At 71.0% G+C, this 25,749-nt stretch carries 21 protein-coding genes; 15 read left to right on the top strand and 6 right to left on the bottom strand.

What is annotated here, in order from left to right:
• Window positions 1-153: 153 nt before the first annotated feature.
• From ACX80I_RS08565 to ACX80I_RS08550, 4 genes are all read left to right on the top strand, one after another.
• A complete protein-coding gene (locus ACX80I_RS08565; protein WP_459344687.1) occupies window positions 154-1,731 on the top strand; it encodes a cytochrome ubiquinol oxidase subunit I in 1,578 nt (525 codons plus the stop codon).
• Between the two features lie 75 nt (window positions 1,732-1,806).
• The gene (cydB, locus tag ACX80I_RS08560; RefSeq protein ID WP_459344686.1) at window positions 1,807-2,829 is read left to right on the top strand and encodes a cytochrome d ubiquinol oxidase subunit II; all 1,023 of its coding nucleotides are present in this window, start codon (window positions 1,807-1,809) and stop codon (window positions 2,827-2,829) included.
• Window positions 2,830-2,849: 20 nt separating this feature from the next.
• The gene (gene cydD / locus ACX80I_RS08555; protein ID WP_459344685.1) at window positions 2,850-6,404 is read left to right on the top strand and encodes a thiol reductant ABC exporter subunit CydD; all 3,555 of its coding nucleotides are present in this window, start codon (window positions 2,850-2,852) and stop codon (window positions 6,402-6,404) included.
• 68 nt (window positions 6,405-6,472) lie between these two features.
• Complete coding sequence (locus ACX80I_RS08550) at window positions 6,473-7,513, top strand: GNAT family N-acetyltransferase (protein ID WP_459344684.1); 1,041 nt, start codon at window positions 6,473-6,475, stop codon at window positions 7,511-7,513.
• Window positions 7,514-7,567: 54 nt separating this feature from the next.
• On the opposite strand, the gene ACX80I_RS08545 is transcribed toward ACX80I_RS08550, so the two are convergent.
• Complete coding sequence (locus ACX80I_RS08545; protein ID WP_459344683.1) at window positions 7,568-7,870, bottom strand: helix-turn-helix domain-containing protein; 303 nt, start codon at window positions 7,868-7,870, stop codon at window positions 7,568-7,570.
• Window positions 7,871-7,938: 68 nt separating this feature from the next.
• Here ACX80I_RS08545 and map point away from each other — a divergent pair, with 68 nt between their 5' ends.
• Complete coding sequence (gene map / locus ACX80I_RS08540) at window positions 7,939-8,712, top strand: type I methionyl aminopeptidase (protein WP_459344682.1); 774 nt, start codon at window positions 7,939-7,941, stop codon at window positions 8,710-8,712.
• Between the two features lie 16 nt (window positions 8,713-8,728).
• Here map and ACX80I_RS08535 read toward each other — a convergent pair whose 3' ends face one another.
• Window positions 8,729-11,332: a DNA gyrase/topoisomerase IV subunit A gene (locus ACX80I_RS08535; RefSeq protein WP_459344681.1), complete on the bottom strand. Its 2,604-nt coding sequence runs from the start codon at window positions 11,330-11,332 to the stop codon at window positions 8,729-8,731.
• Between the two features lie 125 nt (window positions 11,333-11,457).
• Between ACX80I_RS08535 and ACX80I_RS08530 the strand changes: the two genes are divergently transcribed.
• The 4 genes from ACX80I_RS08530 to ACX80I_RS08515 are packed head-to-tail and all read left to right on the top strand — an operon-like array spanning window position 11,458 to window position 16,980.
• Window positions 11,458-14,271 (top strand): bifunctional acetate--CoA ligase family protein/GNAT family N-acetyltransferase, encoded by a 2,814-nt coding sequence (locus ACX80I_RS08530; RefSeq protein ID WP_459344680.1) that lies wholly within the window; start codon window positions 11,458-11,460, stop codon window positions 14,269-14,271.
• 47 nt (window positions 14,272-14,318) lie between these two features.
• The gene (locus tag ACX80I_RS08525) at window positions 14,319-14,990 is read left to right on the top strand and encodes a DUF5998 family protein (protein ID WP_301228376.1); all 672 of its coding nucleotides are present in this window, start codon (window positions 14,319-14,321) and stop codon (window positions 14,988-14,990) included.
• A 6-nt stretch (window positions 14,991-14,996) separates the two neighbouring features.
• Complete coding sequence (locus tag ACX80I_RS08520; RefSeq protein WP_459344679.1) at window positions 14,997-16,202, top strand: alkaline phosphatase family protein; 1,206 nt, start codon at window positions 14,997-14,999, stop codon at window positions 16,200-16,202.
• Window positions 16,195-16,980 carry a thymidine kinase gene (locus ACX80I_RS08515; RefSeq protein ID WP_459344678.1) on the top strand — a complete coding sequence of 262 codons (786 nt, stop codon included), beginning with the start codon at window positions 16,195-16,197 and terminating at the stop codon, window positions 16,978-16,980. The genes ACX80I_RS08520 and ACX80I_RS08515 overlap by 8 nt, the downstream gene beginning before the upstream one ends.
• A gap of 210 nt (window positions 16,981-17,190) precedes the next feature.
• Here the strand turns inward: ACX80I_RS08515 and sepH are convergent, their stop codons facing one another.
• A complete protein-coding gene (gene sepH / locus ACX80I_RS08510; protein ID WP_459344677.1) occupies window positions 17,191-18,576 on the bottom strand; it encodes a septation protein SepH in 1,386 nt (461 codons plus the stop codon).
• Between the two features lie 212 nt (window positions 18,577-18,788).
• On the opposite strand from sepH, the gene ACX80I_RS08505 reads away from it, so the two are divergent.
• Window positions 18,789-19,088, top strand: coding sequence for a DUF4193 domain-containing protein (locus ACX80I_RS08505; protein WP_459344676.1), 300 nt, complete (start codon window positions 18,789-18,791; stop codon window positions 19,086-19,088).
• 56 nt (window positions 19,089-19,144) lie between these two features.
• On the opposite strand, the gene ACX80I_RS08500 is transcribed toward ACX80I_RS08505, so the two are convergent.
• Window positions 19,145-19,621, bottom strand: a complete 477-nt coding sequence (locus tag ACX80I_RS08500; protein ID WP_459344675.1) for a DUF3093 domain-containing protein — start codon at window positions 19,619-19,621, stop codon at window positions 19,145-19,147.
• A gap of 143 nt (window positions 19,622-19,764) precedes the next feature.
• Here ACX80I_RS08500 and dut point away from each other — a divergent pair, with 143 nt between their 5' ends.
• The 4 genes from dut to ACX80I_RS08480 all read left to right on the top strand — a co-directional run bounded on the left by dut (window position 19,765) and on the right by ACX80I_RS08480 (window position 22,319).
• Window positions 19,765-20,262 carry a dUTP diphosphatase gene (gene dut, locus ACX80I_RS08495; protein ID WP_459344674.1) on the top strand — a complete coding sequence of 166 codons (498 nt, stop codon included), beginning with the start codon at window positions 19,765-19,767 and terminating at the stop codon, window positions 20,260-20,262.
• 94 nt (window positions 20,263-20,356) lie between these two features.
• Window positions 20,357-21,190 (top strand): DUF3710 domain-containing protein, encoded by an 834-nt coding sequence (locus ACX80I_RS08490; protein WP_459344673.1) that lies wholly within the window; start codon window positions 20,357-20,359, stop codon window positions 21,188-21,190.
• Between the two features lie 6 nt (window positions 21,191-21,196).
• Complete coding sequence (locus ACX80I_RS08485; protein WP_459344672.1) at window positions 21,197-21,562, top strand: hypothetical protein; 366 nt, start codon at window positions 21,197-21,199, stop codon at window positions 21,560-21,562.
• The gene (locus ACX80I_RS08480) at window positions 21,501-22,319 is read left to right on the top strand and encodes a DUF3159 domain-containing protein (RefSeq protein WP_459344671.1); all 819 of its coding nucleotides are present in this window, start codon (window positions 21,501-21,503) and stop codon (window positions 22,317-22,319) included. Before ACX80I_RS08485 ends, ACX80I_RS08480 begins: the two co-directional genes overlap by 62 nt.
• Here ACX80I_RS08480 and ACX80I_RS08475 read toward each other — a convergent pair.
• Together ACX80I_RS08475 and ACX80I_RS08470 are read right to left on the bottom strand one after the other, a co-directional pair.
• Window positions 22,316-22,993: a potassium channel family protein gene (locus tag ACX80I_RS08475; protein WP_459344670.1), complete on the bottom strand. Its 678-nt coding sequence runs from the start codon at window positions 22,991-22,993 to the stop codon at window positions 22,316-22,318. The genes ACX80I_RS08480 and ACX80I_RS08475 overlap by 4 nt on opposite strands.
• A complete protein-coding gene (locus ACX80I_RS08470; RefSeq protein WP_459344669.1) occupies window positions 22,990-23,664 on the bottom strand; it encodes a potassium channel family protein in 675 nt (224 codons plus the stop codon). Before ACX80I_RS08470 ends, ACX80I_RS08475 begins: the two co-directional genes overlap by 4 nt.
• 102 nt (window positions 23,665-23,766) lie before the next feature.
• Here ACX80I_RS08470 and ACX80I_RS08465 point away from each other — a divergent pair, with 102 nt between their 5' ends.
• On the top strand, window positions 23,767-25,743 hold the full coding sequence (locus tag ACX80I_RS08465; protein ID WP_459344668.1) for an APC family permease: 1,977 nt from the start codon (window positions 23,767-23,769) through the stop codon (window positions 25,741-25,743).
• Window positions 25,744-25,749 lie beyond the last annotated feature (6 nt).

Below are 25,749 nucleotides of genomic sequence, written 5' to 3'. Positions count from 1 at the left end.
AAGCGTGGTGCATCCAACGTACAACGTCGCGGCCAACATTTCTACTCCACGTAGAAATGAAGGGGAATTTGTTCTACGATGTGTAGAAGAAGTTCTTCTACGGCATGTAGAAGTCCCGCCGTCGCCGACGCCCGGCGCTGCTGAGAGGGCCCGATGGAAGCCTTGGAAATTGCCAGGTGGCAATTCGGAATCACCACTGTCTACCACTTCCTCATGGTCCCCCTGACCATCGGGCTGGGGCTCCTGGTTGCCGGGATGCAGACTCTGTGGCACCGCACCGGCAAGGAGGCCTACCTCCGCATGACGAAGTTCTGGGGAAAGCTCTTCCTCATCAACTTCATCATGGGCGTGGCCACGGGTCTGGTGCAAGAGTTCCAGTTCGGTATGGCGTGGAGCGAATACAGCCGCTTCGTGGGCGACGTCTTCGGGGCGCCCCTGGCCATGGAGGCGCTGCTCGCCTTCTTCGTCGAGTCGACCTTCCTGGGCCTCTGGATCTTCGGGTGGGGCCGGTTGCCCCGGCTCGTCCACCTGCTGTGCCTCTGGGCCGCCGTCCTGGCCTCGGTCCTCTCCGCCTACTTCATCCTCGTGGCCAACTCCTGGATGCAGCACCCCGTGGGCGTCGAGATGGTCGACGGCCGGCCGGTGATGGTCGATGCGTGGGCGGTCTTCACCAACAACACGGCCCTCGTCGCCTTCCCGCACACCGTCTTCGGCGCCCTCGCGGTCGCCGGGGCCTTCCTCCTCGGCATCAGCTGGTACCACCTGTGGAAGCGGCGCCGCGACGGACTCGACACCCTCGGCGAGGACGGGACCGTCGTCGTCGGCGACCCGGCCGGTGCCCGGGGTGCGGTGGACCACGCGGTATGGCTCCGCTCGGCCCGGGCCGGCGCCGTCGTCGCCATGATCGCCTTCGCGGGAACCGGGATCACGGGCGACCTGCAGGGCAAGCTCATGTTCGACCAGCAGCCCATGAAGATGGCCGCCGCGGAGGCCGCCTGCCACGACGGGACGGGCTTCTCGATCCTGTCCGTGGGCAACCTCGGTGCGCAGAGCTGCGATGACATCACCGCGGTCATCGAGGTACCCGGCGTGCTGTCCTTCCTCGCGAACGGAGACTTCACCACGGAGGTCAAGGGTGTCAACACCCTCCTGCCCGAGTACCAGGAGAAGTACGGCACCACGCTCCCGGACGACCCGATGTACGGCGAACGTGCCGGCACCGCGATCGACTACCTGCCCGTCATGGAGGTGACCTACTGGGGCTTCCGCATCATGATCGGTTTCGGCGCGATCGCCGCAGCAGCCGCCGCCGCAGCCCTCTGGGTCCTCCGCCGGGGGACCGTGCCGGAGTCCCGGTGGCTCATGAGGCTCGCGGTGTTCGGCATCCTCGCTCCCTTCGGAGCGAACTCCGCGGGCTGGATCTTCACCGAGATGGGACGGCAGCCGTTCGTCGTCGCTCCCAACCCGGATCCCTCCGGTATCGACGGTGTCTTCATGTTCACCGCGGCGGCCGTCTCACCCGGCGTGTCGCTGGCCGAACTCGTCACCTCACTCGTCGCCCTGACGGCCGTGTACGCCGTCCTCCTCGTGGTCGAGGTCCGGCTCCTCTTCACCTACGTACGCGGCGGCACGGCGTCGGCCATGCCCGAGCTGGCGCACGCCGCCGGCCCGCACGACGACGCGGACCCCGACAGGAAGGACGACGGCGATGTGCTGTCCTTCGCCTACTGACCCGGCTGCCGCGACCGCTGCACCCGTCCCCGCACCCGTATCCCCGACCTCCCCGAACGCCTGGAAGGTTCTCCGATGACCGAGGAACTGCCTACCGTCTGGTTCGTCCTGATCGCCGTGCTGTGGGCCGGCTATCTCTTCCTCGAGGGCTTCGACCTCGGAGTGGGGATGCTGATGAAGCTGATGGCCCGCAACGACACCCAGCGCCGCGTCCTCCTCAACACCGTCGGCCCCGTGTGGGACGGCAACGAGGTGTGGCTCGTGACGGCCATCGGCGCGATGTTCGCCGCCTTCCCGCACTGGTACGCCTCCCTCCTGTCGGCGCTCTACCTGCCCTTCCTGCTCGTGCTGCTCGGCCTGATCTTCCGGGCCGTCGCCTTCGAATACCGCGGCAAGCGGGACAGCGACGCCTGGCGGAACCGCTGGGACTGGGCGATCGCCCTCGGTTCCTTCACAGCTGCCGCAGGCATCGGCGCGGCCCTCGCGCTGACGACGACGGGACTGCCGCTCGACGCCGACGGCAACCGCGTGGGCGGGGCCTTCGCCTGGGCCACCGGCTCCGCGCTCCTGGGAGCTGCCGGCGTCGTCCTGTTCTGCCTCGTCCATGCTGCGGCCTTCGTCGCGCTCAAGACCGAGGGGGGAGTACGGGTGCAGGCGGACCGCCTGTTCCGCCGCCTGCTGCCGGTCGCGATGATCCCGTTCCTCGGGTGGGCGCTCCTCGTCCAGCTCGACACCGGGTCGGTGGTGACCTGGCTCGCCGCCGTCCTCGCCGTCGGAGCCCTCGCTGCCGCCTACCGCTCCTCCGTCGCGGGCCGCGACGGGCGCGCGTTCGCCGCGCTTGGAGTCGGGATGCTCGCGCTCGTGGGATCGATCTTCGGTGCGGCGTTCCCCGTGGTCCTGCCCTCGACCCTCGACCCGGCGTTCGACCTGACGGTGCAGAACGCCTCCTCCTCGCCCTACACGCTCGGCCTGATGAGCGTGGTCGCGTGCTTCGGAGTTCCGCTCGTCCTCGCCTACCAGGCCTGGACGTACTGGGTCTTCCGGCAGCGCGTCTCCGAGGCCAGCATTCCCGCGGCGCACGCCGTGACAGCCCTGTGAGCGGAGCCACCAGGACGCCCGTGCCCGATCTCCCCAGCCCCGCCCCGGCCGTCGCCGGGACCAGCGGACCGGTCGCCGGGACCAGCCGATACGAGGCCGGACACGAGGTTGGACACGAGGCCGCACAGGAGGCCCGGCCCGAGGCCCGCCGGGTGTCGCCGATGGCCGTGCTGAGGTCCGGGGGGCCGGCGGGAGCCGCCGGCTCGGCGTCGGCGGTCTATCTTCTCGGAGTCCTCGCCGCCGCCCGCGCCGGAGGGCTGGTGCTCCTGGCCCAGGCCCTCGCACTCGGTATCGCGTCCGTAGCCACCGGATCCCTCGACGCCAGCGCCGTCCTGCTGCAGGGAGTCCTCGGCGCCGCGCTGCGGACCCTCGCCGCGTGGGGCCAGGACGCCACCGCCGCCCGCCTCGCGCTCGGAGTCAAGGAGCGGCTGCGCGAGGCCGCCCTGCTCCGCGTGCTCGACGACGGCGGCACCACGCAGGCAGCGCCGGCCGGCAGCGGGCAGGGCTCCCTCGCCGTGCTCCTCACCCGGGGGATCGACGGCCTCGACAAGTACTACACGCAGTACCTCCCTGCGCTCATCACCTGCGCGGTGGTCCCGCTCCTCGTGGGTGCGCGGATCCTGGCAGCCGACTGGGTCAGCGCCCTCATCATCGTCCTCACGGTGCCGCTCGTGCCCGTCTTCATGGCGCTGATCGGCCTCCACACGCAGGAGCGCACGCAGGAGGCCGCCGCCGCCCTGGGGCGCCTGTCCGACCACCTGCTCGAACTCGCGAAGGGCCTGCCCGTCCTCGTGGGTCTGGGCCGCGCCGCCGAGCAGACGCGCGCCCTGCGTGACATCGCCGGCACCTACACCTCGCGCACCATGACGACGCTCCGCACCGTCTTCCTCTCATCGCTCGCGCTCGAACTCATCAGTACGATCTCGGTCGCCGTCGTCGCCGTGTTCGCGGGCGTGCGCCTCATCCACGGGGACCTCGGTCTGGAGACGGCCCTCGTCGCGCTGATCCTGGCGCCCGAGTGCTACGGGCCCCTGCGCGACGTCGGTGCCGCCCACCACGCCAGCGAGGACGGCGAGGAGGCCGGCACCCGGGTCCGCGCGGTGATCGACGCCCCTGTCCGCCCGGCGGTCCCCCCGGTGGAACAGCTCCCGGCCGGCCCGGGCAGCATCCGCGTCGAGCGGCTCTCCGCCCGCTACGACGGCGTACTCGCGCCCGTCTTCGAGGACGTCTCGTTCGTGCTCGAGCCCGGCTCCGTCACCGCCCTCCGGGGCCCGAGCGGTTCCGGCAAGTCCACCCTCGTGCGGGCGCTCGCCGGGGCAGCGGCCGTCCCGGCAGGGCTCCTCCTGGAGGGGCGCGTCTCCGGGCTCGACGGTGGCATCGCCTGGGTCCCGCAGCACCCGCAACTCCTGATGGGGACGGTCCGTGACGAGCTCGCCCTGTACGGCGGGCTGCCCGCGGATTCCCCGGCCATCGAGGAACATCTGGCTGCCGTCGGCGGTGCGGGACTCGCAGTGCGGCGCAGCGCGGAGCTGAGCCCCGGCGAGGTGCGGCGGGTCGCCGTCGCACGCGCATTGCTCAGCGCCCAGGACCCGTCGGTCCGGCTCCTGCTGCTGGATGAGCCGACGGCGCACGTGGACGCGGAGGCATCCCGTGCCATCCGCGAGGCCATCCGGTCGCGCCGGCCCGGCCTGACCGTCCTCCTGATCGCGCACGACGACGAAACGGCGGACGTCGCGTCGGCCGAGATCCGCCTCGGGCACGGTCCCGCCGGACAGGCGGCCCCGGGCCGCCCTGACCCGCAGGCATCCCCGGCGATCGTCGCCGGACAGCCGGTCTCACCCGACGGGCTCGTGCCGCAGCGGCGGTCCCACGACACGACCTCCTGGTTCCGCCGAGCCAGGGAGGTGCTGGCCCTCGTCCGACCCTGGGACCGGCGGTTCCTCGCGGCGGCCGCCCTGGGCCTCGGTGCCTCGGTGTTCGCCGTCGCCCTCACCGCGCTGAGCGGGTGGCTGATCGTCCGGGCCGCGGAGCAGCCGCCGATCCTGTACCTCCTCACCGCCATCGTCGGGGTGCGCTTCTTCGGCATCGGGCGGTCCCTCCTGCGGTATGCGGAGCGCCTCTGGCTGCATCGAGCCGTGTTCTCCCGGGCCGACGACACCCGGCTGCGGCTCTGGACCGGACTCCTCCAGGCCGGCCGCTCCTGGCGCACGATCGCCCGCGGTTCCGGGGGGATCGAGCGGCTCGTCGGAGATGTCGACGAACTGCGTGACCTGTCGTCGCGCGCCGTCCTGCCGGTCGTCACGGCCGTCCTCACGGGAGGAGCGGCGCTGGTCACCACCGCCGTGCTGCACCCCGCGTCCCTCGGCTGGCAACTCGTGTCCGTCGGCGGTGCCCTCGTGCTCGCCCCGGCGATCGCCGTGGCGCGTGAGCAGGCCGCCGGTGCTGCCGGCGTGCAGGTGCGCGCGGAGGCGCTCGAACGCGTCGCCGGTCTGCTGAGGGCAGCGCCCGGCCTGAGGGTGAACGGCGCCCACCGGGCCGCCCTCGACGCGACGCGGCGCCTGGACGGCCGTGCCGCGGCGGCTTCCCGCCGGTCGGCGGGCGCTGCCGGGGCCTCGACCGCGGTCATCGTCGCTGTCTGCTGCGCCGCGTCGCTCGGGATCCTGCTCGGTGCTCCGGGCCTGCCCGCCGATCTCACGGCCGTCCTGGTGCTGATGCAGCTCGCCCTGATCGAACCGTTCGTCGCGGGGGCGTCGGCCGTCCAGCACTGGGGTCCGCTGTCGGCCGTGGCCCGTCGCATCACGCCCTGGCTCGGCACGTCCGACGACGGGCAGGCGGGCAGGCAGGCGGGCGGGCAGGCGGGCGGCAGGAGCCGCGCGGGGCACACCGCCCCGCCGGTGCGGACCGTCTCCCTGGAGCACGCCGGCGTCGGCTACGAGCCGGGCCGCCCCGTGGTGAGCGACGTCGCCCTCGACCTCCGCCCAGGACGCTGGACCGGGCTCACCGGGCCCTCGGGCAGCGGCAAGTCGACCCTGATCGGGGCCCTGCTGGGGTTCCTGCCGCTCGACAGCGGGAAGCTCGTCGTCGACGGACGGCCTGCCACCCCTGGCGAGGCGCCGCGCATCGCCTGGTGTCCCCAGGAAAGCCATCTCTTCAATTCCAGCCTGCGCTCGAACCTGCAGCTCGCGCGCCCGTCCGGTGACCCTGCGACGGACGAGGAGCTCCACGCCGCGATCCGCGCCGTCGGGCTGGCGGACATGGTGGCGGGCCTCGCGGAGGGGCTGGACTCGCAGGCGGGAGCGGGCGGTTCGCGTCTCTCCGGCGGCCAGCGCCAGCGGCTCGCGGTGGCCCGGGCCCTGCTGACCCGGTCCGGCGTCGTCCTCCTCGATGAGCCGACGGCCCACCTCGATGCCCACGGCGCCCGCTCGCTGCTGGCCGACCTCCGGAGTGGACTCCCCGGCACGGCGGTCCTCCTCGTGACCCACGACCGGGACGAGGCGGCGCTGTGCGACGAGGTGGTGGCGCTGGGCGCCCGAACGTCCGCGCCCCTGGCGAGCGCAGCAGTACGCCGGCCCTGAGCGGGGCACGCCGTCCGACCCGCGGACGGGTTCACGCCCCTGCGCGCGCCCTGCCCTACGCTGGCGTCATGAATACGCGCGAGATCCCCGGACAGGACGCCGATGCCGGCATGCAGCCACCCGCGGCGCCGGCCCTTCCCGACCTCCTGGAGTGGCGGCCGCTGGGTTACCCGGACATCGAACCCTGGCTGGCGTTGATCCGGCGCATCGCCGCAGTGGACGAGCCGGACTGGGTGGAGCAGCGCGCCGACCTCGAGCAGGCCCTGGGGGCGTCGAAGAACGACCCGCGCCGCGACACCATCGCCGGCTTCGACGGCGACGGCGTGCCGCGCGCCTTCGGGCGGCTCTCCATGAACCGCGGGTCCTCGCTCGTGCACGGTGCCGGCGGTGTGGACCCGGCGTGGCGAGGTCGTGGCCTCGGCCGGGCCGTCCTCGCCTGGCAGACCTGGCGCGCCGGGATGCGCCTGCGGGAGACGGGCCAGGCGACGGGCGTCTTCCGGAACTACGTCGAGGAACGCAACGCCTCGCACCTGGCATTGCTCCGGGCAAGCGGCAGCACGATCGTCCGGTACTTCACCGAGATGACGAGGCCGCTCGACCAGCCGATCCCCGACCTGCCGTTCCCTGCGGAACTGGAACTCGTGAGCTTCGCGGAAGGCGCCGGCCGGAACATCGCCGAACTGGTCCGGCTCGCGCACAATGACGCCTTCCAGGACCACTGGGGGAGCGAGCCCCGCGACCAGGAGTCATGGCAGTTCACGGTCAGCCATCCCGAGTTCCGGCCGGACTGGAGCCTTGCGCTCGTCGACCCGACGAAGGGCGAGGTGGCGGCGTACCAGCTTGCGAGCTACGACCCGCACTCGAAGGAACTGCTCGGCCACTCCGAGGGGTACACGGACCTGTTGGGCGTGCGGCGGGCCTGGCGCGGCCGCGGACTGGCGCCGGCCCTGCTCGCCGAGGCGATGAGGCGCTACCGATCCGCGGGTATGGACAACGCGGGGCTCGGCGTCGACACGGAGAATCCTTCCGGCGCGCTCGGGCTCTACGAGCGGATGGGCTACGAGCCCACCCAGCGGTCCATCGTCTTCGACCTCCCGCTCGCCGGCTGATCCAACCACTGAGGCTTTTCCGCCCGCGGGCTGATCTCGCCGCTGGAGCGGGACCTACGAGGCCAGCCGCTCGGGCGCACCGGGGTTCGACGCAGTCGGCTCGGCATCCCGTCGAGGCTGGTTGATCTCGGCCCACACCGCATCGAGGGAGAGGCCCAGCACGTCGGCGATCGCGGCGATGGTCGGGAAGGCGGGGGTCGCCACGCGCCCCGACTCGATCTTCCGGAGAGTCTCCGGCGACACCCGGGCGTCGAGCGCGGTCCCGAGCATCGAGCGCTCCCCGCGGGCTCGCCGCAGCAGGGCGCCGAGGCGCTGCCCGCGCTCGACCTCGTCCGGAGTGAGCGGCAATCTGACCATGGCTCCGATTCTAGTACCGGGATAATATGGCCGGTATAGTTATTGGTCGCGTACGAAGGGCGCCGCACATGATCGAGATCCTGAACCCCTCCGAGCTGGCCCGGGCTCGCGATGCCGGTGCCCTGGTCGCCGACATCCTGCAGACCGTGAAGAGCCGCACCACGGTGGGTACGAACCTCCTGGACATCGACGCGTGGGCCGGGACCGTGATCGTGGAGGCCGGAGCGCAGTCCTGCTACGTCGACTACGAGCCGTCCTTCGGACGCGGGCCGTTCGGCCACTACATCTGCACGTCCGTCAACGACGCCGTGCTCCACGGCCTGCCGCACGACTACCCGCTCGCGGACGGCGACCTGCTGACGCTCGACCTCGCCGTCTCGCTCCGCGGGATCGCTGCGGACTCCGCCATCAGCTTCGTGGTCGGTGCGTCGAAGCCCGCGGAGAGCATGGCGATGATCGGCGCGACCGAGCGGGCGCTGGCCGCAGGAATAGCCGCTGCGCGACCCGGAGCCCGCATCGGCGACCTCTCCGCCGCCATCGGCGCGGTCCTCGGCGAGGCGGGGTACCCGATCAACACCGACTTCGGGGGTCATGGCATCGGATCGACGATGCACCAGGACCCGCACATCCCCAATACCGGACGGCCCGGCCGGGGCTACGTCCTGCGCCCCGGGCTGCTGCTCGCACTGGAACCGTGGATCATGGCGGACACGGCGAAACTGGTCACCGACGCCGACGGGTGGACGCTGCGCAGCGCGACCGGCAGCCGGTCCGCCCACAGCGAGCACACCATCGCCATCACCGACGAGGGAGCCGAGATCCTCACCCTGCCGCGACCGTGACGCAGGCCTGGTCCGGTTAGAGCAGCGTTCCCTGCGCGTCGTCGTCCCCGGCGCCCTGCGCCGGCGCAGAAGCCGGCGCGACGGCCTGTGCATCGGACAGCGGACCGCCCGCCGCGGGAACCGACGGGCGGGACGCCTCGATGAGGCCGAGCAGGCTGGGGCCGACGGCGTCGATCTGCTGCGTCAGGGCAACGCCGGAGCCGTCGCGCCGGCCGTGCTCCGTGGGCAACGCCCGGGCCACCCCGTTCGCGGAAGCAGCCCGCGCGGGACCGTGACCGGCCCATGCCAGCGACAGCGTCTCCTCGCCGCGGAGGAAGCGGTGCGCCCGCACGCCGGCCGTGGCGCGTCCCTTCGCCGGGTACTCGGAGAATTCCGTGACCTTCGCCGATCCCGCCGTCGTACCGGGCAGTGCGTCACCGGCTGCGGCCACCGTCACCACCACGCCCTGGTCGTCGTTCCGCGCGACGGCACCGAAGTGCAGGACGGCATCCCCGGCGGCGAGCTTGATGCCGGCCATGCCGCCCGCGGTGCGGCCCTGGGGCCGTACCGCCGACGCCGGGAAGCGCAGCAGCTGTGCGAGGCGCGTGATGAAGACGAGGTCGTCCTCGTCCGCGGCGGCCGCAATGCCCACCACCGTGTCCTTCGGCTTGAGCGAGATGACCTCCCAGTCGTCCCGGTTGAGCGGATAGTCCGGCTGGATGCGCTTGACCACGCCCTGCGCGGTTCCCACCGCGACCACGCCGCTGAGCGGCGCCAGCCCCACGAGGGATTCGCCGCGTTCCAGCGTGATGAACTCCGACGAGGGCACCCCGCCCGCGAGGTTCGGCACACCGGCGGTGGGCGGCAGAGCGGGCATGTCCATCACTTGGAGCCGGATCATCCGGCCCGCGGAGGTCACGGCCCCGACCTCGCCGCGCGCCGTCGAGGGCAGCACGGAGCGGAACGCGTCGTGCTTGATGCGCTGCCCGTCGCCGAACGGCTGGCGGTCCGAGGTACGCGCGAGCTGTCCGGACGCGGAGAGCAGCACCCAGCAGGGGTCGTCGGCGATCTCGAGCGGCACGATCGCCTTGGCGCCCTTGCCGGCCGGAGCGGGGAGGACGGATCCCCTGAGCGGCGCCGCGGCCTCCGACTCGAGCAGCACCGTGCGCCGGGGTGTGGCGAACTGCTCGGACAGTTCGGCGAGCTCGTCGGACACCAGGGTGCGGAGTCGCTCCTCGGACCCGAGGATCGCCTCGAGCTCCGCGATGTCGAGACGGAGCTGCTCCTGCTCCTTCTCCAGCTCGATCCGCGAGAACCGGGTGAGCTGGCGCAGCCTCAGTTCGAGGATGTGGTTGGCCTGGATCTCGGACAGGTCGTAGATGGACATGAGGCGCTCGCGTGCCGCGGACGCCTCGTCCGAGGACCGGATGATCTGGATGACCTCGTCGATGTCGACGATCGCGATGAGCAGGCCCTCCACGAGGTGCAGGCGGTCCCGCTTGCGCTGCAGCCGGAAGGAGGTGCGGCGGCGCACCACCAGGATGCGGTGGGTGATGTAGACCTGCAGCAGCTCCACGAGCCCGAGGGTCCGGGGCTGTCCGTCCACGAGGGCCACGTTGTTGATGCCGAAGGAGTCCTCCATCGGCGTGAAGCGATACAGCTGCGCGAGGACCGCGTTGGGGTTGAAGCCGTTCTTCAGCTCGATCACGAGCCGCAGGCCGTGCGTGCGGTCGGTCAGGTCGACGATGTCGGAGATGCCCTGCAGCTTCTTGGAGGTGACGGCATCCTTGATCCGCTCGATGACCTTCTCGGGTCCCACGGTGTAGGGGAGTTCGGTGACCACAAGGCCCGTGCGCCGCGCCGACAGCTGCTCGACCGTCACGGTGGCACGGGTCTTGAAGGACCCGCGGCCCGTGGCGTAGGCATCGCGGACGCCCTCGAGCCCCACGATCTTGCCGCCGCTGGGAAGGTCCGGCCCGGGAACGAAGCGCATCAGGTCCTCGAGCGACGCGTCGGGGTTCGCGATCAGGTGCCGCGCGGCGGCGACGACCTCGCCCAGGTTGTGCGGAGCCATGTTCGTCGCCATGCCGACGGCGATCCCGCTGGCACCGTTGACGAGCAGGTTCGGGAAGGCGGCCGGCAGCACTTCCGGCTGCGTGAGCTGGTTGTCGTAGTTGGGGACGAAGTCGACGACGTCCTCGTCGAGGTGGTTCGTCATCGTCAGGGCAGCCGCGGCCAGGCGGGCCTCGGTGTAACGCGCGGCCGCCGGTCCGTCGTCGAGCGATCCGAAGTTGCCGTGGCCGTCGATCAGGGGGAGCCGCAGGGAGAAGTCCTGGGCCATGCGCACCATGGCGTCGTAGATGGCGCTGTCCCCGTGCGGGTGCAGCTTGCCCATGACCTCGCCGACGACGCGCGCCGACTTCACGTGGCCGCGATCGGGGCGCAGGCCCATGTCCGTCATCATGTACAGGATGCGGCGCTGGACGGGTTTGAGTCCGTCGCGTGCGTCGGGCAGCGCCCGCGAGTAGATCACGGAGTACGCGTACTCCAGGAAGGACTCCTCCATCTCGGTTTCGACATCGATGTCGATGATCTTCTCGGTGAAATCCTCCGGCGGGGCGGAGCTCTGGCGCCTGGCCATGTGCGTGGCGGTTCCTCAACAACTCGGGTGTGCGAAATCGGTGGTCGGCGGGCATCCGTGGTCCGGGGAGGCGGTTCCGGCAGCGGTCCGGCCCACGCCCGGGGGATGCCGACTACCCTGAGTCTATGGTGGCGGACGGACAATACCCGGAATATTGGGAAGCTGATGTCGTCCTGCGCGACGGCGGGACGGCGCACCTGCGGCCCATCATGCCGTCCGACGCGGACGCGGTGCAGGCGTTCCACGTCCGCCAGTCCAAGAATTCGATCTACCTCCGGTTCTTCACGTACAAGGCCTCGCTGAGCGACAAGGAGCTGAAGCGCTTCACCGAGGTGGACCACCGGGATCGCGTGGCCTTCGTCATCACCCGCGGCGCCGACATCATCGGCATCGGCCGGTACGACCGCCTCGACGACCCGCTCGAGGCGGAGGTGGCCTTCAACGTCTCGGACTACCACCAGGGCCGCGGGGTCGGTTCCATCCTGCTCGAGCACCTGGCGGCCGCCGCCCGCGAGAACGGCATCCGGCGCTTCGCGGCGGAGGTCCTCCCCGAGAACCGCAAGATGATCACCGTGTTCGCCGAAGCGGGGTACGAGGTGCAGCGGCATTTCGACGACGGCGTCGTCATGCTCAGCTTCGACATCGACCCCACCCGGAAGTCGCAGGCCGTCATGGAGGCCCGCGAGCACCGCGCCGAGGCGAGGAGCATGGCTGAGCTCCTGACGCCGTCGTCGGTCGCGGTGATCGGCGCGAGCCGCGAGGAGGGCACGGTCGGGTATGCCCTGCTCGAGCACGTGATCGACGGCGGGTTCACCGGGAGGGTCTACGCGGTCAATCCCGAAGCCTTCGAGTTGCACGGCATGGTCTCCCACGCCTCGGTCGCCGAGGTGCCGGAGCCCGTGGACCTGGCGATCATCGCCGTGCCGCACGAGCAGGTGGACGCCGTCGTGGACGAATGCGCCCGCGCCGGGGTCCGTGGCCTGCTCGTGGCGACGGCCGGTTATGCGGACGACGACGACGGGCTCACCCGCCAGCGCGCTCTCGTGCACAAGGCCAGGGCCCACGGCATGCGCGTGGTCGGCCCGGCCTCCCTGGGGCTCGTCAACACCGATCCCGAGGTTCAGCTCAACGCCTCGATGGCCCCTGACCTCCCGCAGCGCGGCGCCCTCTCGCTGTTCAGCCAGTCCGCGGGCCTCGGCGTCCTCCTGTACGCCAGCGCGCGGCGACGGGGGCTCGGGGTGTCCTCGGTGATCTCCGCGGGGAACCGCGCCGATGTGTCCGGCAACGACGCCATGCAGTTCTGGGAGGACGATCCGAGCACGCGCGCCGTCGGTCTGTACTTCGAGTCGATCGGCAACCCGAGGAAGTTCTCCCGCATCGCCCGCCGCCTCGCGAGGACCAAACCCGTCATCGTGGCGAAGTCGGACGTCACGGGACTGCAGCTTCCGCCGGGACACGCCGTGCGGACCTCCCAGGCCCCGGCGGGCGCGCTCGACTCGATGCTGCGGCAGTCGGGGGTGATGCGGGTCGAGACGACGGAACAGCTGATGGACATCGCACAGATCGTCGCGAGCCAGCCGCTGCCCCGGGGATCCGGCGTAGCCGTCTTCAGCAACTCCTCGGCCCTCGGCAAGGTGGTCGCGGACGGCGTCGTGTCGCAGGGGATGACGGTCGCGCGGCTGGAGGCCGGACTGCAGCTCGACACCGGGCAGTCCGTCGCGCTGCCCGCCCTGGCCTCGGCGGTGGCCGAGGCCCTGCGTGAGGAGTCCGTCCACGCGGCGATCGTCACCACGCTCCCTGCCCGCGGCCTCACCGCGGACGCCGTCGCGGCCCGGCTGCAGCAGTGCGCCGAGGACGCCGGGAAACCGGTCATCGCCTCCTTCACCGGCATCCTCGACGCGCGCCTGCAGCTCGACGGATTGGTTCCGGCGGCACCGTTGGCCTCGCAGGCACTCGCGGACCGGGCGGCGGACGACGGAGCCGAGCCGGTTCGGGTACCCCTCGAGGGCGCCGGATCCCCGCCCGCGCAGGGTCCCGGCGCCGCCGCTGCGGTGGAGGCCGCTCCGCTGCCCCTGCAGCGCGGACTGCCGTGCTTCCCCAGCCCCGGGGCCGCTCTGGCCGCGCTCGGCGCCGTCGTGCGGTACTCGCTGTGGCGCTCCCGCGACCACGGCGAGTTCCTGGACCCGGACGGCGTCGACGTCGACGAGGCCACGAGCGTCCTGGCCGGCGTCCGGGCCCGGGTCGCCGACGTCGAGCTCACGCGCCTTTCCCCCGACGAGTGCGCAGCCCTCCTGGGTGCCTACGGCATCGGGCTGCTGCCGTCGGCGCGGTTCGCATCCGCCGACGAAGCGGTGGAGGCAGCGGACCGCCTCGGCTGGCCAGTGGCACTCAAGACGATGGACGAGCACCTCAGGCACCGACTCGACCTCGGAGGGGTGCGGCTTGCCATCGACGACGCCGAGTCCCTGCGGCGCACCATCACCCAGATGGAGAGGGCCCTCGCGCCCTTCGGCCGGTTCGGTATGGAGGTGCAGTCGATGGCGCCTTCCGGCCAGGCATGCAGCCTCCGCGCCATCGAGGACCCGCTCATGGGTCCGGTGGTGTCCTTCGGGCTGGCCGGCGACGCCGTCAACCTGCTGGACGACTGGGCCCACGCCGTGCCTCCGCTCAGCACGGGGGACATCGCGGATCTCGTCCGGGCACCCCGGGCGTCCCGTAAGCTCTTCGGCTACCAGGGGCTGCCGCCCGCCGACGTCGCCGCGATCGAGGACCTCGTGGCGCGCGTCGCCCTGATGAAGGACAACCACCCCGAGATCGCGCTGCTCGACCTCAACCCGGTCCTCGTCGCGACGACGGGCCTCTCGGTACTGAGCGCCACGATCGACGTCGGCAACCCCCAGCGGCGCACCGACACCGCACGCCGCGCCATGCGCGACTGACGTCCGCGGGTTAGGCACAACACGGCCCGGTGGGGGAAACTGGGGGCATGACCCCATCGCTTTCCGCCCCATGGCGTGACCTCGATGCATCGCTCGAGCGGGCAGGATTCTACCCACGGCTCGTCGCCGACGTCGTCCACGACGCCCTCGACGGGCGCGAGCCGCTGTCCCACGTCGCCCACCTGGAGACGCACTTCGAACGCACCGAGGTGCACCGGCACATCACCGTGCTCGTACTCACCGAGGACATGCTGGTCATCACGCACGTGGACGACCAGCAGCTCGACGACGCGGGCGAGCAGGTCATGGCGCAGGTCTCGACCGAGTCCGTTCCCGTCAGCCAGATCCGCTCGGTCGTGCTCAGCTACCTGTACGCACAGCCGCAGGACTACAAGCCCAGCGACCAGGTCCGCGAGATGACGCTCGCCATCGCCTGGTCGGGCGGGCAACGCCTCGACATCGGTCCTGCCAGCTGCGGCGACCCCCAGTGCGACGCCGACCACGGGTTCACCGGGACGGTCGCCCAGGAGGACATCGTCCTGCGCGTCAGCGCCGAAGCCGACGGCGTCCAGGCGGTGCAGAACGCCAAGGGGTTCGCGCGGGCGCTGCGGAAGGTCAACACGGCGAGCCCGGTCGCCGGAGGGTATATCGCGGCGCCCGACGCCGTGCGGCGCCAGCCCGGCTTCGGCGGCCGGTTCAACCGGGCTCACCAGCGGTAGCGGTTGATGCCTCTCCCGCATCGAGAGCCCCTGCCCTCGCCCCCCGCCTACGGCGCCTCCACCCTGGCCGAGGTCATGACCAGTGCCGCCGCGGCACTCGGCGTCGACGGTTTTCGCAACGCGCTCGCGCTGCCCCCCTCGAAGCGGATCGCCGTCGTCATGGTGGACGGTCTCGGCATGGCGCTGCTCAGGAAGTACGCGGCCCACGCGCCCTTCCTGCGCGAGAGCCTGGACTCCGCGCGCGTGCTCTCCTCCGCGTTCCCGTCCACCACGGCCGCGTCGCTCGCCAGCCTGGGCACGGGCCTGCCCCCGGGGCAGCACGGCCTGGTGGGGTACGACGTCCTCGACCCCGCGCAGGGGAGGGTGGTCAACATGCTCGGGGGCTGGGACGACGGCGTCGACCCCCGTGTCTGGCAACCCCACGCCACCGTCTTCGAACGGGTGTCGGCGCACCTGCCGGTCGTGACGGTCAGCCAGCCCCGCTTCGCCGACTCACCCATGACGCGGGCGGCACTGCGTGGCGGGACGTTCGTCGGAGCCGACACCATCCACGCACGGATCGACGCGGCCGCGGAACACCTGGCGAAGGCGCCGAGCACGCTCATGTACTTCTACCTGAACGACCTGGACAAGGCTGGCCACCGGCACGGCGTGGACTCCCGGGAGTGGCTGCGGAGGCTGGAGGACCTGGATGCCGCGCTGAAGCTCCTCGCCCGCCGGGTGCCGCCCGACACGCTGCTGCTCCTGACCGCCGACCACGGGATGGTGGACGTCCCTCCGTCCCAGCGCATCGATTATTCGGAGCGTCCGGAGCTGGTCGAGGGCGTGGCCCACACGGGCGGCGAGGCCCGCATGCTCCACCTCTACCTCGACCCCGCGCTCACCGGCAGGAACCGCGCCGCGATGGCACTGCGGTGGCACGAGGCCTTCGGTTCCCGCGCGTGGGTGCTGACCCGGGACGAGGCCATCGAAGGGGGATACTTCGGCGCCGTGGCGGAGTCCGTGGTGCCGCGCATCGGGGATCTCCTCGTCCTGGCACGCGAGGGCATCGCCCTCATCGACGGGCGACGCGTGCAGCCTGCGGCGTTCGAGATGGTGGGGCAGCACGGCTCGCTGACGCGGGCGGAGCGCGAGATCCCGCTGGTGACACTGAAGAAACCTGCCGGCGGCGGTTCGCGCCGGGGGAGTAGCAAGGGGGCCGGCCGTGGCTGAGCTGTTGTTCTTCTCGGGCACCATGGACTGCGGGAAATCGACGCTCGCGCTCCAGATGGACCACAACCACAAGGCGCGCGGACGGCGGGGGGTGCTGTTCAGTTCCCATGACCGTGCCGGCGAATCGATGATCTCGAGCCGCCTCGGCCTGCAGGTGCCGGCCGTGGAGGTCTTCCCGGAGACCGACTTCTGGGTCGAGCTGACCCTGCGGCAGACCATGGGGGCGCGGATCGACTACGTGATCTGCGACGAGGCCCAGTTCTACACGGTGGACCAGATCGACCAGCTCGCGCGCGTCGTCGACGAGATGGACATCGACGTCTTCAGCTTCGGCATCACGTCGGATTTCCGCACGCGCCTCTTCCCGGGTTCGCAGCGGCTCATCGAGCTCGCGGACCGCGTCCAGGTCCTGCAGGTCGAGGCGCTGTGCTGGTGCGGCAAGCGCGCCACGCACAACGCACGCACGGTCGACGGCGTCATGGTGGTCGAGGGCGACCAGATGGTCGTAGGGGATGTCGACCAGCCCCTCGACCAGGCCCTCGACCAGCCCCTCGACATGGACGGAGGGCCCGCGAGGGGACAGGAGCCGGGTGCGAGCCCGGCTCCGACCGTCGGCTACGAGACCCTCTGCCGGCGGCACCACATGCGCCGGCAGACGTCACGGACGTCGCCGTCGCTCTTCTCCAACGAGGTGCCGCTGCCCTTCGAGGAGAGGCCGGCCGGTCAGCACGGGACCAGGGGCCAGCTGCAGGGTGCGGAGCCCGGCGCCCGCTCCTGAGCTCCGCCCACCAGGGGGCACGGTCGTCAGGCGACGCGGGACATCAGGTAGCGCGGGACATCAGGCGGCGCAGGACATCAGGGGACATCAGGCGGCGCAGGACATCAGGGGACATCAGGTGGCGCGGGACATCAGGTGGCGCGGGACATCGCGTAGCGCCGGCGTCCGTTAGGGTTGCTCCGCCGTGGCGCCGGGCAGGTCCGTTGCCCGCTACTCGCCCTTGCGTCCGAAGACGATGTCGTCCCAGCTGGGGACGCTGGACCGCTTCGGCTTGACGCGGCGCTCCGGGCTCGCCTCTGCGCCCTTGCCGGTCTCCGTGTCGGAATCACCGCCCGTATCCTTGCCGGAGTTCCTGCCCGCTGGGCGGCTCCCGCCGGCGGATACCCCGCCACCGGACATCCTGCCGCCAGCCCCTCCGTCGGCTCCTTGTCGTGCTGCCGCAGGGGGCTGCAGCCTGCGGGCGGGCTGCGCGAAGATGCTGATCTCGCGCGTCTCCGTGCTGACACCGTCATACAGCCTCGGCGTGCCGTCGTCATGGAGCGTGGGGTCGGAGGCAGCGCCCTCGAGCACGTCGCCATCGTCTCCAGCGTTGACCACGCCGTCGTCGTTACCGCTGTCATTGCCGCTGTCGTCGTCCCTGCCGGCCGCCGACGACGGGGCGAGCGCCAGACCCTGGACCGCGTCGTCCTGGTCCTCCGCTCCGTCCTGGCCTGTGCCGTCCTCGTCCCGAGGGTGCGCGGCAGGGATCCCGCCCCGCGACAACAGCGCAGCAAGGGCGTCGTCGCCTTCCTCGTCGGCGCCCAGGCGCTGCCCGCGCCGCGACCGGAGGACGTCCAGCAGGCCGTCCTGGTCGGCAGGAGTCCCGTCCGGCGTCTCGTCCGCCTTCTCCGCCTCGAAATCGAAGACGCGGTCGGCCACCGCGCTGAGCCGGCGGGACGGCAGGGGGGTGTCGAGCGGCTCGAGCTCACTGAGCACCTGCGCCCACCGGTTGCCGTTGGTGACGGTCTTGCGGGTCGGGTTGTAGGTCCACTGGGCGGGTGGCTGCTCGCCCAGATCCACCTTGGAGCCCTCGGGGAGGTCGAAGGACGCCTCGACGTGCCATGAGCCGTCAGGACGGCGCCACGAGTCCCACTCGAGGGATCCGAGGTCCACCCCGTAGCTCTGCACCCGGAACGCGACCATGTCCCCGAGCAGGGCGGGGCTGTCACCGAAGGCGGATCGGTAGCCGTCGTGGCTCGGTAGCGGCGACGCCACCTCGACGCGCTGCGCGAGGTAGGCCACGTAATCGCGCTCGGCGCGGACCGGACCCTCGTAGCGCTGCACGTGCGCCAGGTCGAGGCCGGATTCGGTGGCGACCTGTTCCGCCGTCGCGCCGGAGCGGATGCGTGCCTGGATGTCCCGGGGCGTCAGGTGGACCGGAGGTTTCGGGGGTTTCCGGCGAGGTTCCTCCGGGACTGCGGGGGACGGCGCTTCCGGGCCGGCCGGGGTGCTCGCGGCCCGCAGCTCGTCGTCGATGGGCAGCCGGTAGGACGCGCCCTGCTCGCCGCTCAACAGCAGATGCTCGCCATCCACACCCACCAGGCGTAACTCCTGCATCTATTCCTCCAGCCGACAATGATTCCTAGGTGAAACTCTGCCACTGAATGGCAGCCATTCCTACTACGAGGGAAGGTGTGGCGGCCGTCGCCGCGGCAGCGGGCACAAATTCCGGGCTCCCGGCGTTATGGGAGCCGTGGAGGTACGTTGCAGGATGGCCCCACATGTGGCCGAATGGATGGCCGGAGATCAGGGAGTGGAAGAGAACAGGTATGGCGACAGACTACGACGCGCCGCGCACGACGGCGGGTGACGAGGGCGACACCCAGCTCGACGGGTTCAAGGGGCACCTTCCGGTCCTCCGGACGGCACTGATCGACGAGGACGAACTGGCAGCGGCTGACTCGTTCGACCTGCCGGGGGCGGATCTTTCCAGCGAGGAGATCTCGGTGGAGATCCTGGCGGCGCAGGCGGACGAGTTCACCTGCGCCTCTTGCTTCCTCGTACGCCACCGCTCACAGATCGCGCTGAACAGGGGCGGGCAGCTGTATTGCATGGACTGCGAAGGCTGAGGGCCGCGCCCCGTGCCGCCCGGTAGGGGGCGCCGGGGCGGAACGCCCGCGAGGCGTCAGGCCGCGAGTGCTGCCGCGAGCCGCTCGGGGTGTCGTGACGAGACGAGCCAGTAGGGCGTGCGGTCTTCCGGGTCCGTGACCTCGATGCGGACCACGGGTGAGATCCAGCCGCGGATGCAGAGGTACGCGAGGCCGTTCAGGCCGGGGCCGCGCTGCTGGGTGGCATCCTCCCCGGTGAACCATTCGACGGACCCCAGGTACGTCCGTTCGATCGTCGCGCGGCCCACGGTCAGCGTTGCCGCGGTCACCGCGATGCGCGGCGTGGACAGGACCAGCAGCGTGAAGACGATCACCGCGACGACGGCGGCTGCCCCGTACCCGACGGCCATCGAGATCGGCGCGAACATCACGATCACGGCGGAGGAGAAGCCCGCCGCGATGAGCCAGACCCAGAACGACGGCCAGAGGCGCTCCTCGTACAGGACGGCCTGGTCGGGTGTGTTCTGGGGGGCTTCCCCTGGAGCGCTGGACATGAAACCAGCATTCCACCATTTGCGGACCGTCTCATCCCGGCGGGGGCCGGAAGGGGCCGGTCGAGGTCGGGCGGGACTGTCAGGTAGGCCTCGGGCAAAGGCGCTAAAGTGGGGGGCTGGTAACCGGATAGCTTGCGTGGGAGATGCGGTCAATGGGTACACAGCAGGACCTCCCGGTCCAGATCTTGATGCTCGACGACGGTCTCGAGCCGCCCGCCTATGCCACCGAGGGTGACGCCGGCGCGGACCTGCGGACCGCCGTCGACCTCGTCCTCGAGCCCGGCGAGCGGGCACTCGTGCCCACCGGAGTGGCGATGGCCCTGCCGCACGGCTATGTGGGCCTGGTCCATCCGCGATCCGGTCTCGCCGCGCGCCACGGCGTGACGATCGTCAATGCGCCGGGTACCGTCGACGCCGGCTACCGGGGCGAGATCAAGGTATGCCTCCTCAACACGGACCGGCATGAGGCCGTCACGTTCGCGCGGGGTGACCGGATCGCGCAGCTGGTCATCCAGCGCGTGGAGCGCGCCGCATTCGCCGTGGTGGACGACCTGCCCGAGAGCGTCCGGGGTACGGGCGGTTTCGGTTCGACCGGTGGGTTCGGCCCGCTCGATGCCACACCCGCGGTTGCCGGCGGCTGACCCGCCCGGCGCCGCACGGCACCACACCACTTCCCCCTCAGGGATCGCAGAAACGTCAGATACCTCGGACATGCCAGAAGGAAAGGGACCCGCCATGGCTTTTGGGCGCCTCAGGAAGAAGAAGCAGGACGACGCCGACGCGTTGGTGCAGCAGGAACCGGACGAAGCGGCAGGACCGGTCGACGAAGCCGCCGAATCCCCGGGCACGCCGGCTTCCGCCGACGCGGTGGCCGGTGGCCCTGCAGCGGACAGCGTCGGAGAGGCTCCGGCCGTACCGTCCGGCCACGTGTCCAGCACCGACTACGACCGGGCCGGACTGGGACCGTTCGACGTGTCGGAGAAGGACACCGACTCCGGCTACATCGATCTGGGAGCCCTCCGCATCCACGCCGCCGAGGGGCTCCAGCTGCGCCTCGAGGTCGAGGAACGCAGCAAGCGTGTCATCGCCGTGACCCTGGATCTCGGCGGTTCCACGCTGCAGCTCCAGGCCTTCGCTGCGCCGAAGACCGAAGGGCTCTGGGACGAGATCAGGGAGCAGATCGGCGCCTCCGTGGGGTCGCAGGGCGGAACGGTCGAGGAGCGCCCGGGTCGCCTCGGCACCGAACTCCTCGCCAAGCTGCCCGCACAGACGCCCGACGGCCAGGCCGGGTTTCGAGTAGCCCGTTTCGTGGGGGTCAACGGACCGCGGTGGTTCCTCCGCGGCGTCTTCGGCGGCCCGGCCGCCCTGGAGCAGGGCGCTGCGGCGGACGTCGAGAAGCTCTTCCGCAGCGTCGTCGTCGTCCGCGGCGACCACCCCCTCCCGCCGCGCGAACTGCTGCCGCTCCGGTTGCCGAAGGATGCGACCGCCGGCACGCCCTCCGCTCCCGCTCCCGTTCGTCCGGACCTGAACCCGCTGGAGCGCGGTCCCGAGATCACCGAGACCCGCTAGTCCGCCATGCCCACCCGGCAGTACGCACCAGGTTCTGCCGACCCCTCGGGGCCGGTAGGCCGGCCCGCACCCGCGGCAGCTGCCGGACTGCCCGCCGCACTGCCCGAGCGCGGCAGGATCAAGGCGCGCGGGGTCATCGACAGGATCACCATCGCGCCCGTGACGTCCTCGCCGTCGTTCACAGTCCTCGCGAGGATCGACTGGAACGGTGCGGAGGAGAACGTGCGCATTGTCTGGATGGGCCAGCGCCGCGTCCCCGGCATCGAAGCCGGGGTCTCCCTGCGGTTCGAGGGCATGCTGAGCCGGGTCGATGGCACGCCCACCGTCTACAACCCCCGCTACGAGATCATCGGCCGCCCCGAGGAGTACTAATGAGGAACCCCACATGAGCCACCCGGCGAACGATCCCGGTGCCCGCCCCGAGCCCGAGGACGGCGTCGGCCGTCCGGCCGCCGGCAAGGCGGCCCCGACGGCGGCGGACCTGGCGACGCAGTACGCTGCGAAGTCCGGTGTGCGGCGCAACGACGCCGGCCAGATCGACGTCCTGTCCTCGATCGGCGGCGTGCAGGGGCTGGCGGAGAGCATCGCGCCCGGGCTCGTCTTCACGATCCTCTTCACCATCACCACGGACCTTCCGGTGTCACTCGTGGCGGCGCTGGCGGTGTCCGCAGTCTTCACCGTCATCCGGCTCGTCTCACGGACGCCGGTCACCCAGGCCCTCGCCGGGCTCGTGGGCGTCGCCTTCTGCGCCTTCGTCGCCCTGCGGACGGGGAACGCCGAGGACTTCTTCCTCCCCGGTTTCTTCATCAACGGTGGCTACATCATCGCGATGGCCGCATCGGTGGTCTTCCGCTGGCCCTTCGCCGGGCTGCTCTTCGGCTTCCTCCGGAACGAGGGCATCGAATGGCGCAGGGACGCTGCCCGCGTCCGCGCGTACTCGATCGCCACCTGGATCATCGTCTCGGTGCTGGCCCTGCGACTCGTGGTGCAGGTACCCCTCTACCTCATGGAGAACGTCGCGGCCCTCGGCTCGACGCGCGTGGCCATGGGGCTGCCGCTCTACGCGCTCGGTATGTGGCTCGCGTGGATCGTCTCGCGCCCGCCCGTCTCCCCGGCCCCCGGCTCCTAGCGTCCGGTGCCGTCGTTGCGGGCCGACAGTGCGACCCGCAGTTCGTCCTCGGCCGCGATCGCCGCGAGGAAGAACATCTCGTCGCCGCCTTCGACGACGTCGTCGGGACTCGGCGTGATGGGGGAGTCGTCCCGCAGCACGGCCACCACCGCACAGTCCTCGGGCAGGCGGATCGCGCCGATCGTCCCGCCGACGAGGGGGGAATCCTGCGGCACGGTGAACTCGACGATCGAGGAGACCCCCGTCTGCAGCGTCAGCAGGCGCACCAGGTCGCCGATCTCCACGGCTTCCTCCACGAGAGCTGTCATGAGCCGCGGCGTGTTGACGGCGACGTCCACGCCCCAGGAGTCGTCGAACATCCAGTCGTTCTTCGGATTGTTGACGCGACCGACGGTGCGGCCCACGCCGAACTCGCTCTTGGCGAGGAGCGAGACCACGAGGTTCACCTTGTCGTCGCCCGTCGCCGACACCACCACATCGGCCTCGTCCAGGCGCGCGTCCTTGAGCGTCGTGAGTTCGCACGCATCGCCGATCAGCCACTTGGCTCCCTTGAGCCCGCTGCGCCCGATCACCTCGGGCTTCTCGTCGATGAGCAGGATCTCGTGCTTGTTGCCGAGCAGTTCCCGTGCGATCGAGGAGCCCACGCTCCCGGCGCCGGCGATGACAACCCTCATTGGACTTCCTCTTTCGGTGCGGCGGCGAGGATGCGCCCGATCTCGTCGGTCGCCGTCGTCTTCATCATGGCGTGCAGGATATCCCCCTGCTGGTAGCTCGTCTCCGCCGTCGGCAGGATGCCCTCGCCGAAGCGGGTGATGTACGCGATCCGGACGCCGCTCGCGGCCTCGATACTCCTGAGGGACCTGCCGAGCCAGGCGTCGCTCAGTGCCAGTTCACCGAGGATGAGCCGCCCCGAGGTCTCGCGGAAGTCGCCGTTGATGGCCTGCTCGGGCAGGATCCTGCGCAGCACCTGGTCGGCGCTCCAGCGCACGGCCGCGACGGTGGGGATGCCGAGCCGCTGGTAGATCTCGGCGCGTCCCGGGTCGTAGATGCGCGCGACGACGTGGGGTACGTGGAAGGTCTCCCGGGCGACGCGGGTTGCGAGGATGTTGGAGTTGTCCCCGCTCGAGACCGCGGCGAAGGCGTAGGCGTTCTCGATCTCCGCGTACTTGAGCGTCTCGCGGTCGAAGCCCACTCCGGTGACCTTGCGTCCGCCGAAGGAGGAACGCAGGCGGCGGAAGGCACGGTCGTCCTGGTCGATGATCGCCACCGAGTGGCCGGAATCGTCGAGCGTGTGCGCGAGGCTGACCCCCACCCTGCCGCATCCCATGATCACAAAATGAGCCACCGAGGGCACCCCTGATTCCTGCTGTAGATCCTGCTGTCCCGAGCCGTACCAGCATCAAGCCTAGTGGCTGGCGGGAGGCGCGGACGCGCTAGTCTGAGGCCTGTGCTGACTTTTCTCGAGGCCGTCAAGCGGGTGCTGGTGGGCAAGCCGTTCGCCAGCGACAGGCTGAGGAACAGGAGCCTGCCCAAGCGCCTCGCCCTGCCCGTCCTCTCCGCGAGTGCGCTCTCCTCGGTGGCCTACGCCCCGGACGAGATCCTGCTGACCCTCGCCCTGGCGGGAGTGGCGTCCGTCGCCATCTCGCCCTGGGTGGGACTCGCCGTCATCGCAGTGCTCCTCGTCGTCGTCGCCTCCTACCGTCAGGCCGTGCGCGCGTACCCGTCCGGCGGCGGGGACTACGAGATCGCCAAGCGGAACATCGGCCCGATCGCAGGCACCACCGTCGCCTCCGCGCTCATGATCGACTACCTCCTCACCGTGGCCGTCTCGGTCTCCGCCGCGGCCCAGTATCTCGTCTCGCTCGCCCCGGCGCTGGAGGACCTGCGCATCGCCCTCGCCGTCGCGGGTGTCGCGGTGCTCGTCCTGCTGAACCTGCGTGGCATCACGCGCGGCGTCCGTGCCCGCGCCGTCGTCACCTATGCCTTCCTCGCCGGGATCTTCGCCCTGTGTGCCACCGGGATGGTCCAGGCCCTCTCGGGGACGCTCGCGCGGGCACCCAGTGCGCAGTTCGAGATCGTCCCGGACGCCGCTCTCGATGCCGGGCTGGTCGGTCTGGCCGGCGCACTCCTCATCCTCCGGGCGTTCTCCGCGGGTGCCGCGGCGCTGACCGGCCTGGAGGGGCCGGCGTCCAACGTCCCGCGCTTCGAGGCGCCGCAGGGCCGGAACGCCGCGACGACGCTCCTGATCCTCGGCGTCGTCTCCTCGGCCATGCTCGCAGGCGTCCTCTACCTCGCGAACGCGACCCGCGTGCACGTGGTGCAGGACCCCGCCGCGCAGCTGCTGCTCGACGGTCGCCCCGTTCCCGACGACTACATCCAGGCGCCCGTGGTCAGCCAGCTGGCGAGGACCGTCTTCGACGCCGGCTCTCCCGCCTTCTACCTCGTCGTCGCGGCGACGGCGCTCATGCTGATGCTCGCCGGTCACGCCGCCTTCAACGGCTTCCCCGTGCTCGCCTCCATCCTCGCGACCGACGGCTACCTGCCCCGCCAGCTCCGCACCCGGGGAGACCGGCTGACCTTCAGCAACGGGATCCTCGCCCTCGGCCTCGGCGCCGTCGTGCTCATCCTCGTGTTCCGCGCGGACGTCACCGCGCTCGTGCAGCTGTACATCGTGGGGGTCTTCGTGTCCTTCACCGGCGGCCAGCTCGGGCTGATCCGGCACTGGAACCGGATCCTCCACAGAACGGTGGGCAAGCAGGACCGCTGGAGGGTCCGCAAGTCGCGGGCCATCAACACGCTCGGCTTCGGCCTCACCGCGGCGGTCCTCGCCGTCATCCTCGTCACGAAGTTCGGGCACGGCGCCTGGATCGCGGTGCTCGCCATGGCGATCCTGTTCGCCGTCATGCGCAGCATCAAGAAGCACTACGACACGGTGGCCGAGGAACTCGCGATCGACGACGCCGTCCGGCTGCGTGCCCTCCCGTCCCGCGTGCATGCCGTGATCCTCGTCTCACACGTGCGCAAGCCGGTCCTGAGGGCGCTGGCCTTCGCGCGCGCCTCGCGCCCGTCGCGCCTGGATGCCATCACGGTCGACGTCGACCCCGAGCAGACCCGCCAGACGCTCGCGGACTGGGAGAAGCACGAGATCCCGGTGCCGATCACCGTCCTCGCCTCGCCCTACCGGGACACGATCACCCCGATCCTCGAATACATCCGGACGATCCGCAGGGACGCCCCACGGGACCTCATCGTGGTCTACATCCCCGAATACGTGGTGGGAAAATGGTGGGAGCAACTGGTCCACAACCAGACCGCCCTCCGCATCAAGACACGCCTGCACTTCGTGCCCGGCGTGATGGTCGCCAGCGTGCCGTGGCAGCTCGCGTCCTCCGACGCGGCCCAGATCTACCAGGACCTGAAGTAGGAAGAC

The organism is Arthrobacter rhamnosi (assembly GCF_054510855.1).
This window is presented reverse-complemented; position numbering and strand designations above follow the sequence as displayed.

Coding starts and splice junctions, on each gene's coding strand:
- ACX80I_RS08565 (WP_459344687.1), top strand. CDS start 154: ATGGAAGCCTTGGAAATTGCCAGGTGGCAATTCGGAATCACCACTGTC.
- cydB (WP_459344686.1), top strand. CDS start 1,807: ATGACCGAGGAACTGCCTACCGTCTGGTTCGTCCTGATCGCCGTGCTG.
- ACX80I_RS08550 (WP_459344684.1), top strand. CDS start 6,473: ATGAATACGCGCGAGATCCCCGGACAGGACGCCGATGCCGGCATGCAG.
- ACX80I_RS08545 (WP_459344683.1), bottom strand. CDS start 7,870: ATGGTCAGATTGCCGCTCACTCCGGACGAGGTCGAGCGCGGGCAGCGC.
- map (WP_459344682.1), top strand. CDS start 7,939: ATGATCGAGATCCTGAACCCCTCCGAGCTGGCCCGGGCTCGCGATGCC.
- ACX80I_RS08535 (WP_459344681.1), bottom strand. CDS start 11,332: ATGGCCAGGCGCCAGAGCTCCGCCCCGCCGGAGGATTTCACCGAGAAG.
- ACX80I_RS08530 (WP_459344680.1), top strand. CDS start 11,458: ATGGTGGCGGACGGACAATACCCGGAATATTGGGAAGCTGATGTCGTC.
- ACX80I_RS08525 (WP_301228376.1), top strand. CDS start 14,319: ATGACCCCATCGCTTTCCGCCCCATGGCGTGACCTCGATGCATCGCTC.
- ACX80I_RS08520 (WP_459344679.1), top strand. CDS start 14,997: ATGCCTCTCCCGCATCGAGAGCCCCTGCCCTCGCCCCCCGCCTACGGC.
- sepH (WP_459344677.1), bottom strand. CDS start 18,576: ATGCAGGAGTTACGCCTGGTGGGTGTGGATGGCGAGCATCTGCTGTTG.
- ACX80I_RS08505 (WP_459344676.1), top strand. CDS start 18,789: ATGGCGACAGACTACGACGCGCCGCGCACGACGGCGGGTGACGAGGGC.
- ACX80I_RS08500 (WP_459344675.1), bottom strand. CDS start 19,621: ATGTCCAGCGCTCCAGGGGAAGCCCCCCAGAACACACCCGACCAGGCC.
- dut (WP_459344674.1), top strand. CDS start 19,765: ATGCGGTCAATGGGTACACAGCAGGACCTCCCGGTCCAGATCTTGATG.
- ACX80I_RS08490 (WP_459344673.1), top strand. CDS start 20,357: ATGGCTTTTGGGCGCCTCAGGAAGAAGAAGCAGGACGACGCCGACGCG.
- ACX80I_RS08485 (WP_459344672.1), top strand. CDS start 21,197: ATGCCCACCCGGCAGTACGCACCAGGTTCTGCCGACCCCTCGGGGCCG.
- ACX80I_RS08480 (WP_459344671.1), top strand. CDS start 21,501: ATGGCACGCCCACCGTCTACAACCCCCGCTACGAGATCATCGGCCGCC.
- ACX80I_RS08475 (WP_459344670.1), bottom strand. CDS start 22,993: ATGAGGGTTGTCATCGCCGGCGCCGGGAGCGTGGGCTCCTCGATCGCA.